Raw genomic sequence first — 10,166 nt, forward strand, 5'->3', positions numbered from 1 at the left:
CCACATGTTGAGCGCACCGGCCGCACCTGCCCCGATGGCGATCGCGGCGATCGCCATCGGGGCAGGTGCGGCCGGTGCGCTCAACATGTGGTGCGACGCCGATATCGATGCGTTGATGACGCGTACGTCGAAGCGGCCGGTGCCTTCGGGCCGCGTCACGCCGGGCGAAGCGCTCGGCTTTGGCCTGGTGCTTTCGGCGCTCTCAGTGATGACGCTGGGCGTGCTGGTTGGCTGGCTCGCGGCGTCGCTGCTTGCCTTCACCATCTTCTTTTACGTCGTGATCTACACGATGTGGCTGAAGCGTTCGACGCCGCAGAACATCGTCATCGGCGGTGCGGCGGGCGCGCTTCCTCCGGTCATCGGCTGGGCGGCCGCCACCGGTGCCGTCGGTGTCGAAAGCCTCATCCTGTTCCTGATCATCTTCCTGTGGACGCCGCCGCATTTCTGGGCGCTGGCCTTGTTCAAGGTCGGCGACTACGCCGCCGCCGGTATTCCGATGATGCCGAACGTGGCGGGCGAGGCTTCAACGCGCAGACAGATCTTCGCCTACGCGCTCATCCTGGCGCCGATCGGGGTGCTGCCCTGGCCTTTCGGATTCGCCAGCGGATTCTACGGGGTCGTCGCAGCGGCGCTGGGTATCGGTTTCATCTGGCGTGCCTGGAAGGTGCTGGCCGCTCGCGACAATGAGATGACGCCGGCAAAGGCGCTGTTTGCTTTTTCGATCGCTTATCTCTTCGCGATTTTCGCCACGCTGCTCTGCGACAGGATCGTTTCGCGCGTGGTCGCCTCACTCTGATCCCGATGGGCATGAGCCAGGTTCGCAGCCGCAGCCCGCGGGCCGCCTAGAACCTTGCTTCCAAAGCCATCACGCCGGCAGCGCAAAGAATCCGAGCAGCAGCAGAATGAGTATCCCAAGGCCGAGTATGAGAAGCGTCCGAGTGTCCATGACCTTCACCTTCGACCTGCAGGAGAATAGCGAAAAAAGGATCTTCGAGCCAGCCTGTGCTTGGGCCCACCCGGATCCCTTGCCGACAAAGGGCGACAAGTCCCGCGCAAAAGTGTATGGTGTTTGTGGTGCAGGTTGCGGTTTGCGTGACCAATCACGCAGAACGATAGCACCATGAAACCGCGACCGCGCCGGACCTGATCTGGAGGAATGGTCATGGCGAGCTTTCACGTTATTGCAGGTGCCAGCGAAACGCTGGAGCATACGAGAATTCGAAAAATCGGCGTTTCCGATCTTTTCGACGCGCTCAGACGCGGCGTCGACGATTTTATGGTCAAGCCCTCGCATATCGTGTTTCTCTGCCTGATCTATCCGCTGGTCGGCGTGGTTCTCGCCGCCTGGACATCGGGCGCCAACGCGTTGCCGTTGCTGTTTCCGCTGGTCTCCGGCTTCGCGCTGCTCGGCCCGTTCGCCGCGATCGGCCTCTACGAAATCAGCCGCCGGCGGGAGGCCGGTCTCGATGCCTCCTGGAGCCATGCCTTCGAGGTCAAGAACTCGCCCGCCTTGCCGTCGATCGCGGCGGTCGGAATCATGCTGTTTGCGATCTTCATCGCCTGGCTTCTGACCGCCCAGGCATTCTACGTGCATCTCTTCGGCCCGACGCCGCCGGCATCGCTGTCCGGCTTCATCAACGAAATATTCGCCACCGGGCGCGGCTGGACGCTGATCGTGCTCGGCCATGCCATCGGCTTCGTCTTTGCCGTGGTGGTGCTGTGCACCACGGTCGTCGCCTTCCCGCTGCTGCTCGATCGTGATGTCGGCGCGTACGAGGCGATCCACACCTCGGTGCGCGTGGTGATGGCGAACCCGATCGTGATGGCGGTCTGGGGGTTGATCGTCGCCGTTGCGCTGATCATCGGATCGATCCCGGTCTTCGCCGGCCTGGCGGTGGTGCTGCCGATTCTCGGCCACGCCACCTGGCACGTCTATCGCAAGGTCGTGGAACCGCCACCTTCGGTCAAACCGGCAGGTTGAGATTTGGGGCCGCGCCGTTTCGGCGCGGCTTAAAGCGCGTCGCGTCTGAACGGATTCAGGCGACGCGCTTTAAGCTTTTGTCTTTGTGCATGTCGTTGTCCCAAAACCGCTGCACACTTTTGGGTGACATGCATTTAGCTAGCTTCAGTAGGCCGGATGGCTGAAGCGGGCCTGGCGCGCATCCGTTGTCAGGTTACGAAAGTCCTTGCCGCTGACATGAACGAGCGTCCTGTGGTCGCCGCCTTCGAAATAGATGTCGTCGGCGTTGCCAAGGCTTTCGTCGAGGATCACCGGCACGTCATAGGCGGCTCCGATCGGTGGCACCGCGCCGATGTCGCAATCGCCGAAGAGCGAGACCACCTCGTCCTCGGAAGCAAGCCCGAGACGCTTATCCATGATGCTTTGCAACGTGCCGAGCTCGATCCTGTGCGTGCTCGGGACCACGGCCAGCGCATAACCGAGCTCGTGGTGGACGACCACCGATTTGGCCATGATGCTGCCGGGCACATGCGCGGCGATGGCGGACTGCCGGCTGGTGGACGTGCGGTGATGCTCGACGGTGTCATAGGAAACGCCCTTGCCGTCGATGAAATGCTTCAGTTTGTTCGCGATCGTCATTTTGGCTCCCCTTGCTTCAGGTTGTGATGCAATTGGAACGACGGCTGTCTTCGACCGTCTCCGATACCGACAAAGATGGCTCAGCCATCCATTGTTTCAAGGCGAGGCGACCGTCCAGCAACTCCGGCTGTGCGTCAGGGTCCGGCACCGAAAAACGTTACACGGGTGAAAAGCGTGTAGTCGGACTCGAAGACCATCATCATCGTGAACACCAGCACCAATATCGGCGGCAGGATGATCGCATAGGCGAGCGCCAGCCTTTCCCAGGCCATGTGCATGAAGACGGCGACGATCAGCCCGGCCTTGAGCATCATGAAGATCAGGATCAGCGACCATCTGAGATAGCCGTGCAGCCCGAAATAGTCGACCAAGTAGGAGCAGGTGCTGAGGATGAACAGCCACACCCAGACCACCAGGTAGAGCTTGATCGGATGCTCCTGATGCGCCTCGGCCACGGCGACCGTCGCAGCGTCATGCGCGTGGTCGGCGTGCAGTGCGTGTTGCCCGAGACCGTTTGCGGTTGCTTCAGCCATAGCTTCCTCTCAACAAAGCCTGCTTCTCACCAAAGATAGAAGAAGGCGAAAATGAACACCCAGACCAGGTCGACGAAGTGCCAGTAGAGGCCCATGATCTCGACATTCTCGTAGCGGCCCCTGCGGCTTGTGAAGAAGCCGGGCCGCCCGATGTCGTAGTCGCCGCGCCAGACCTTGCGCGCCGTGATGATCAGGAAGATCACGCCGATCGTGACGTGGGTGCCGTGGAAGCCGGTGATCATGAAGAACGAGGAGCCGAATTGCGCGGCGCCCCAGGGATTGCCCCAGGGCCGTACCCCTTCGGTGATCAGCTTGGTCCACTCGAAGGCCTGCATGCCGACGAAGGTGGCGCCAAGCGCGGCGGTCAACAGCATCAGGATCGCGGTCTTGCGGCGGTCGCGGCGGTAGCCGAAATTGACCGCCATGGCCATCGTGCCGCTGCTCGAGATCAGTACGAAGGTCATGATGGCGATCAGGATCAGCGGAATCTCCTGGCCGCCGATGCGCAGCGCGAAGACCTCGCTCGGATTGGGCCATGGCACGCGCGTCGACATGCGCGCCGTCATGTAGGAGAGCAGGAAGCAGCCGAAGATGAAGGTGTCGCTGAGCAGGAAGATCCACATCATGGCCTTGCCCCAGGACACGTTCTTGAACGCGCGCTGGTCCGAGGCCCAGTCAGCGGCAATGCCTTGCCAGCCGGAAGGCCTTGGCTCCGTTTGGCCGCTATGCACCAGTGTCGTCTCAGCCATCGCCTGCCTCCTAGGTCAGCAGCTGCCGGCAAATGTCGATGAACGTCGCGGCCCAGCCGGCCAGAAGGGCGAAGATGCAGAGCCAGACGAAAAGCAGGAAATGCCAGTACATGGCGCAGAGCTCGACGCCGAGGCGCAGCCGCTCCGGCCGAGCGCCGTTCCAGGCGCTAGCGCTCGTCCTGCCAAGGCCGATCAGACCCCCCAGTATGTGCAGGCCGTGCATGCCGGTGATCAGATAGAAAAAGCTGTTGGCCGGGTTGGCGGCGAGAAGATAGCCATCCTCGGTCAGTTGCCGCCACGCCACGAGCTGCCCGATGAGGAAGCCAAGCGCTGTTACCCCGGCCGTGACAAGACCCAGCCGGACATTGTCGACCTGGCATTTGCGCGCGGCGGCGACGGCGCATTGCAGCGCGATGCTGCTCAGCACCAGCACGCCGGTGTTCAGCCAGAGGAGGCGCGGCAGTGGCAGCGGCCGCCAATCCGACAGGCCCATGCGCATGAAATAGGCGCTGGTGAACAGCGAGAACAGGCAGCCGACGACGGCGAGGAAGACGCCGAGGCCGATCTTGGCGGTGGGCAGGGCCGACCGGTCGAGGTCGACGAAATCCCCTGCCAGGCCTTGTTCCAACCATGGTTTCGCCGTCAGCCGCTGGTGCGAGAGCCACCAGCCGGCGAAACCGGCGATCACAGCCAGGAAGACCAGGATGACGCTCATGCCGGCTCCTTGGAGAGGCCGAAATTGCCCGGCACGTTCTGCGGAATGAAGTCCTCCTTGGCGCCCGGCACGCTGTAGTCATAGGCCCAGCGATAGACAATCGGCAGCTCCTTGCCGAAATTGCCATGGGTCGGCGGGGTCTCCGGCGTCTGCCATTCCAGCGTCGTCGCCCGCCAAGGATTGCCGCCGGCCTCGCGGCCATTGCGGATGCTCCAGATCAGGTTGAACAGGAACACCATCTGGGCGAAGCCGACTATGAAGGCCATGATCGAGATGAACGAGTTCAGATGATGGGCCGACTCCGTCATTATCGTCATATCGGTCAGCTCCGCGTAGCGCCGCGGAATGCCGATCAGGCCAAGATAGTGCATGGGGAAGAAGATCAGATAGGCGCCAAGGAAGGTCACCCAGAAATGGAAGCGGCCGAGTGTCTCGTCGAGCATGCGGCCGGTGACTTTCGGGTACCAATGGTAGATCGCGCCCAGGATCACTAGGATCGGCGCGACGCCCATGACCATGTGGAAATGGGCGACGACGAACATCGTGTCCGACAGCGGTACGTCGACGACGACATTGCCGAGGAACAGCCCGGTCAGCCCGCCATTGACGAAGGTGACGATGAAGGCGAGCGCGAACAGCATCGGTATGGTGAGATGGATGTCGCCGCGCCACAGCGTCAGCACCCAGTTATAGACCTTGATGGCGGTCGGAACGGCGATGATCAGCGTGGTGGTGGCGAAGAAGAAACCGAAATAGGGGTGCATGCCGCTGACATACATGTGGTGCGCCCAGACCACAAAGCTCAGCGCACCGATGCCGACGATGGCCCAGACCATCATCCGGTAGCCAAAAATGTTCTTGCGCGCATGGGTGCTGATGAGGTCGGAGACGATGCCGAAGGCCGGCAGCGCGACGATGTAAACCTCGGGGTGGCCGAAGAACCAGAACAGATGCTGGAACAGGATCGGGCTGCCGCCATTGTGCTGCAGTTGTTCGCCCATCTCGACGATCGCCGGCATGAAGAAGGAGGTGCCGAGCACGCGGTCGAGCAGCATCATCACGCAAGCGACGAAAAGCGCGGGAAAGGCGAGCAGCGCCATCACGGTGGCGGTGAAGATGCCCCAGACGGTGAGCGGCAGCCGCATCATCGTCATGCCGCGGGTGCGCGCCTGCAGCACGGTCACGACATAGTTCAGGCCGCCCATGGTGAAGCCGATGATGAACAGGATAAGTGAGGAGAGCATCAGGATGATGCCCCAGTCCTGGCCGCCGGGCGTGCCGGTCATGATGGCCTGCGGCGGGTACAGCGTCCAGCCGGCGCCGGTCGGTCCGCCGGGCGCGAAGAAGCTCGACACCAGGACCAGCACGGCGAGCAGGTAGATCCAGTAGCTCAGCATGTTGACATAGGGAAACACCATGTCGCGCGCGCCGACCATAAGCGGGATCAGGTAATTGCCGAAGCCCCCTAGGAAGAGCGCGGTGAGCAGGTAGATCACCATGATCATGCCGTGCATGGTGATGAACTGGTAATAGGCCTCGGGGGTGATGAAGTCGAACGTGCCGGGGAAGCCAAGCTGCAGCCGCATCAGCCAGGACAGCATCAGCGCCACGAAGCCGATCGCCGTCGCCGTCGCCGAATACTGGATGGCGATGACCTTGGCGTCCTGCGAGAAGACGTATTTCGTCCACCAGCTGTGCGGATGGTAAAGTTCCATTTCCGCGACTTCGGCCGGCGGTACGGCATCTGCAGGCGTGATATCGACCATGGCGGCACCTCCGTGCCCTGTTCAGCGTGCCTCGACAGTTTCGAGTTTTGCCGCAACGTCCAGACCAGACGCCGTCGCCTGGTCGGCCGAGCCCGTCTTCTGGGGCGCCGACAGTTGCGCGAAAGTCTGCTGCTGGCCTAGCCAGGCCAGGTAGTCCTGTTCGGTATCGACCATGACCACGCCATGCATCAGCGGGTGACCCTGGCCGCAGAGTTCCGCGCACAGGACCTGGAAGGTTCCGGTCCTGGTCGGGGTGAACCAGAAATAGGTGACTGAGCCCGGGATCATGTCCATCTTGGCGCGGAATTCCGGGATGTAGAAATCGTGCAGCACGTCGACCGAGCGCAGCACCATCTTGACCGGCTTGCCGATCGGCAGGTGCAGATCGGCCGCCTCGACCACGACATCGTCCTGGCCGTTGGGATCGCCGGGGATGACGCCGAGCGGATTTTCAGCCGTTATGTCGCGAGTGTCAGAGGTGCCGAGCTTGCCGTCCTTGCCGGGCAAGCGGAAGCTCCATTGCCATTGCTGGCCGATGACTTCGACCTCGGTCGCGTCGCTCGGGACAGTGACGAAGCGGCTCCAGACGAACAGGCCGGGCACCAGAAGGGCGGTAACACCCACTCCCGTGACGACCGTCAGCCACCATTCGAGGCGCTTGTTCTCCGGTTCATAGGCGGCGCGGTTGCCTTCCCGGTGGCGGAAGCGGAACACGCAATAGGCCATGAAAAGCACCACGGCGGCGAAGACGACGCCGGTGATCCAGAAGGTTATGATGATGGTGTTGTCGATATAGTCCCAGTTCGAGGCAATCGGCGTCCACCACCATGGGCTCAGGAAGTGAAACACCACAGAGCCCACAACAACCAAAACGAGTACAAGCGCAATGGCCATGTCCCGTCCTCCCGGCATTCGAGGGGGCGCGAAGCCGTCCCGGTGAATGCCGCTGGCATCATAGCGTGATTTGCGGTTGAAATTCCAGAGCCGACTATGCGTGGGATGTACATGTGGACAAACTGGCGCGTCCTGCAGTCACGGAGCCTCGTTTTCAGGTCGGACTGGATCGCGCGATGATCCAATCGGCGGCCGCCGCGAGATCGGCGACGGTCGCGGTCGGCGGCGGATCGAAGCGCTTCTCGTCGCCGCGGCGATATTTGCCGGTGCGCACCAGCAAGGCGCCCGAAAGCCCCGCGCGGAGCGCGCCGGCTATGTCGGCCTCGGCGTCGTCGCCAACCATGATCGCCTGTTCCGGCGGACAATTCATCGAGGCCAGCGCCGAGAGAAAGAATGCCGGTGACGGCTTGCCGAGAACGGTCGCGCGTTTCAGCGAGGCAAACTCCAGTGCGGCGACAAATGGCCCGGCATCGAGGCTGAGCGCGCCATCGGCATCGCGAAATGTCCGGTTAGTGGCGAGAGCCAGCAATTCGGCCCCCGCGACCAGTTCGCGGAACGCGTCGTTCAACACCGCGTAAGTCAATGCGTCGCCAGCGTCGCCGACGATGACGGCGCGCTTGTCGCGGGCCGGCAATTCGCCGAAATCCGGTTCGAGGCCGGGGTGGACCAGCAGATATGGCGCGCGGCCGTTGCGCAGCAGCCATTCGCGCGCGGCCTGCGCCGGGGTGAAGACATCGGCCTTGGCGGCGGTGAGGCCCATCGCCCCCAGATGGTCGAGAACCTTCTTTTTCGACGAGCGCGTGGTGTTGCTGACGAAGCGTATGGAAAAACCGGCCTGGCGCAGACGCGCGACGGCGTCGACCCCGCCCGATATGGCAGTCGCGCCATCATAGATGACGCCTGCGAGGTCCAGCAGCACGCCCCTTGTCATCACCCCAGCATGACGAGGAGCGCGCCATGCGTCAAATGCGAAAGGGATCAGATTGCGGCAAGTAGCTATGCTACCTATGCTTTCGTCGGGCCAAGTCGCCGGCGTGGGGCAGAGATCGACACCGAACTCAGATCAACAACAGCCCCTTCATGCTCGCATTGCCCTTTCGGCCGATGATGATGTGGTCGTGGACGCCGATGCCGAGCGGTTTTGCCGTTTCGATGATCTGCTTGGTCATCTCGATGTCGGCGCGCGACGGTGTCGGGTCGCCGGACGGATGGTTGTGGACCAGGATGATGGCGCTGGCCGAAAGCTCCAGCGCGCGCTTGACCACCTCGCGCGGATAGACCGGCGTGTGGTCGACGGTGCCGACCTGCTGCACTTCGTCGGCGATCAGCCCGTTCTTCTTGTCGAGGAACAGCACGCGAAACTGCTCGCGGTTTTCGAAGGCCATGGCTGACCGGCAATAGTCGAGAAGCTGCGTCCAGTTGGAGACGATTTCGCGGCCGTGCACCTCGCCGCGCGCCATGCGCTGCGCGGCCGCGGCGATCACCTTCAGGTCGACCGCCACCGAGGGGCCGATGCCCTTCACCTCCTGCAGCAGGTTGACCGGCGCGCCGAGCACTTCGGCGAAGGTGCCGAAGCGCGCCAGCAAGGCCTTGGCGATCGGCTTGGTGTCGACGCGCGGGATCAGCCGGAAGAGCAGCAGTTCGAGAAGTTCGTAGTCGGGGAGGGCGTCGGCGCCGGCGGCCGTGAAACGCTCACGCAAACGGTCACGATGGCCATGATAGTGCGGCTGTTCTGGTGTCGCCCTCTTTTCGACCGCCGCTTTGCCGGCCGGCGGTTCGATCCACCGCTCGGAGAAAAATCCCCGCTCGTCATCGCCGGTTTTTCCCATGAACCCGCCACCCCCGAAGGCTTTGAGGGAGACTAGGCCGGCAGGCCGGGGCGGTCGAGTTTTTTCGGCGAGAGCGTGAAGATCTCGCAGCCGGTGTCGGTGACGCCGATCGTGTGCTCGTATTGCGCCGACAGCGAGCGGTCGCGTGTGACCGCGGTCCAGCCGTCCGACAGCACCTTCACATGCGGGCGGCCGAGATTGATCATCGGCTCGACGGTGAAGATCATGCCCGGCCGCATCTCGACGCCTTCGGTGGCGGTGCCGTAGTGCAGGATGTTCGGCGCGTCGTGGAAAAGCTGGCCGACGCCGTGGCCGCAGAAATCGCGCACCACCGAGCAGCGCTCGGCCTCGGCATAGGTCTGGATGGCAGCGCCGATGGCGCCGGTGCGGGCGCCCGGCCTGATCGCGGCGATGCCGCGCATCAGGCACTCATGGGTGACCTCGAGCAGGCGCTCTGCGGCGCGCTTGATGGTGCCCACCGGATACATGCGCGAGGAATCGCCATGCCAGCCGTCGAGGATGTACGTGACGTCGATGTTGACGATGTCGCTGTCCTTCAGCGGCTTGTTGTCGGGAATGCCGTGGCAGACGACGTGGTTGATCGAGGTGCACGACGATTTGGTGTAGCCGCGATAGTTGAGCGTCGCCGGCAGCGCGCCATGGTCCATGCCGAACTCGAAGACGAAACGGTCGATCGTCTCGGTGGTGACGCCCGGCGCGACCATCGGCACCAGCTCGTCGAGGCAGCGTGCGGTGAGCTCGCAGGCCTTGCGCATGCCGGCAAAGCCTTCCTCGCCATAGAGGCGGATCTGGCCGGTGTTTCTGAGCGGTGCCGTGGCGGCGTCGAGATAGGTGACCATTTATGTCCGTTTGCCGGGGTGGTTGGCTCCTGATGCGAGCCGTCACGAAAAATCCCCCCAGATTTGGCACCGGAAGCCGCAAGGTTCAAGGACGAACTGCCGCTGCCGGACTTAAGCCCGCACTATTCGGCCCCGATGGCCGATGTCCCAGCCGTCCGCCCGGTCCGGTGCCGGATTGGCGCGGTGCTTTTCTCATGCGGCTCGACGGGGTAGGGCGAAGG

The 10,166-nt window shown here is 63.0% G+C and carries 11 protein-coding genes; 2 read left to right on the top strand and 9 right to left on the bottom strand.

Annotated features, from left to right (window positions below):
- Together EOA33_RS13065 and EOA33_RS13070 are read left to right on the top strand one after the other, a co-directional pair.
- Window positions 1–796: heme o synthase (locus tag EOA33_RS13065; protein ID WP_127405808.1), on the top strand; the 796-nt coding region annotated here is incomplete at its 5' end.
- 366 nt (window positions 797–1,162) lie between these two features.
- Window positions 1,163–1,981 (top strand): DUF2189 domain-containing protein, encoded by an 819-nt coding sequence (locus EOA33_RS13070; RefSeq protein ID WP_126054222.1) that lies wholly within the window; start codon window positions 1,163–1,165, stop codon window positions 1,979–1,981.
- A gap of 144 nt (window positions 1,982–2,125) precedes the next feature.
- Here EOA33_RS13070 and EOA33_RS13075 read toward each other — a convergent pair whose 3' ends face one another.
- The 9 genes from EOA33_RS13075 to map form a co-directional block, all read right to left on the bottom strand.
- Window positions 2,126–2,599, bottom strand: coding sequence for an aminoacyl-tRNA deacylase (locus EOA33_RS13075; RefSeq protein WP_126054223.1), 474 nt, complete (start codon window positions 2,597–2,599; stop codon window positions 2,126–2,128).
- 134 nt (window positions 2,600–2,733) lie between these two features.
- Complete coding sequence (locus EOA33_RS13080) at window positions 2,734–3,132, bottom strand: cytochrome C oxidase subunit IV family protein (protein WP_126054224.1); 399 nt, start codon at window positions 3,130–3,132, stop codon at window positions 2,734–2,736.
- 26 nt (window positions 3,133–3,158) lie between these two features.
- Window positions 3,159–3,881 carry a heme-copper oxidase subunit III family protein gene (locus tag EOA33_RS13085; RefSeq protein ID WP_126054225.1) on the bottom strand — a complete coding sequence of 241 codons (723 nt, stop codon included), beginning with the start codon at window positions 3,879–3,881 and terminating at the stop codon, window positions 3,159–3,161.
- Window positions 3,882–3,891: 10 nt separating this feature from the next.
- On the bottom strand, window positions 3,892–4,596 hold the full coding sequence (locus EOA33_RS13090) for a cytochrome c oxidase subunit 3 (RefSeq protein ID WP_126054226.1): 705 nt from the start codon (window positions 4,594–4,596) through the stop codon (window positions 3,892–3,894).
- Window positions 4,593–6,362: a cytochrome c oxidase subunit I gene (gene ctaD / locus EOA33_RS13095; RefSeq protein ID WP_126054227.1), complete on the bottom strand. Its 1,770-nt coding sequence runs from the start codon at window positions 6,360–6,362 to the stop codon at window positions 4,593–4,595. Before ctaD ends, EOA33_RS13090 begins: the two co-directional genes overlap by 4 nt.
- 21 nt (window positions 6,363–6,383) lie before the next feature.
- On the bottom strand, window positions 6,384–7,256 hold the full coding sequence (locus EOA33_RS13100; protein ID WP_126054228.1) for a cytochrome c oxidase subunit II: 873 nt from the start codon (window positions 7,254–7,256) through the stop codon (window positions 6,384–6,386).
- A gap of 154 nt (window positions 7,257–7,410) precedes the next feature.
- Window positions 7,411–8,175, bottom strand: a complete 765-nt coding sequence (locus EOA33_RS13105) for a TIGR01458 family HAD-type hydrolase (RefSeq protein ID WP_348627231.1) — start codon at window positions 8,173–8,175, stop codon at window positions 7,411–7,413.
- Window positions 8,176–8,314: 139 nt separating this feature from the next.
- Complete coding sequence (gene radC, locus EOA33_RS13110) at window positions 8,315–9,085, bottom strand: DNA repair protein RadC (protein ID WP_126054230.1); 771 nt, start codon at window positions 9,083–9,085, stop codon at window positions 8,315–8,317.
- Window positions 9,086–9,117: 32 nt separating this feature from the next.
- Window positions 9,118–9,945, bottom strand: coding sequence for a type I methionyl aminopeptidase (gene map, locus EOA33_RS13115; RefSeq protein WP_126054231.1), 828 nt, complete (start codon window positions 9,943–9,945; stop codon window positions 9,118–9,120).
- Window positions 9,946–10,166 lie beyond the last annotated feature (221 nt).

Source organism: Mesorhizobium sp. M4A.F.Ca.ET.050.02.1.1, assembly GCF_003997725.1.
Lineage (GTDB): Bacteria > Pseudomonadota > Alphaproteobacteria > Rhizobiales > Rhizobiaceae > Mesorhizobium.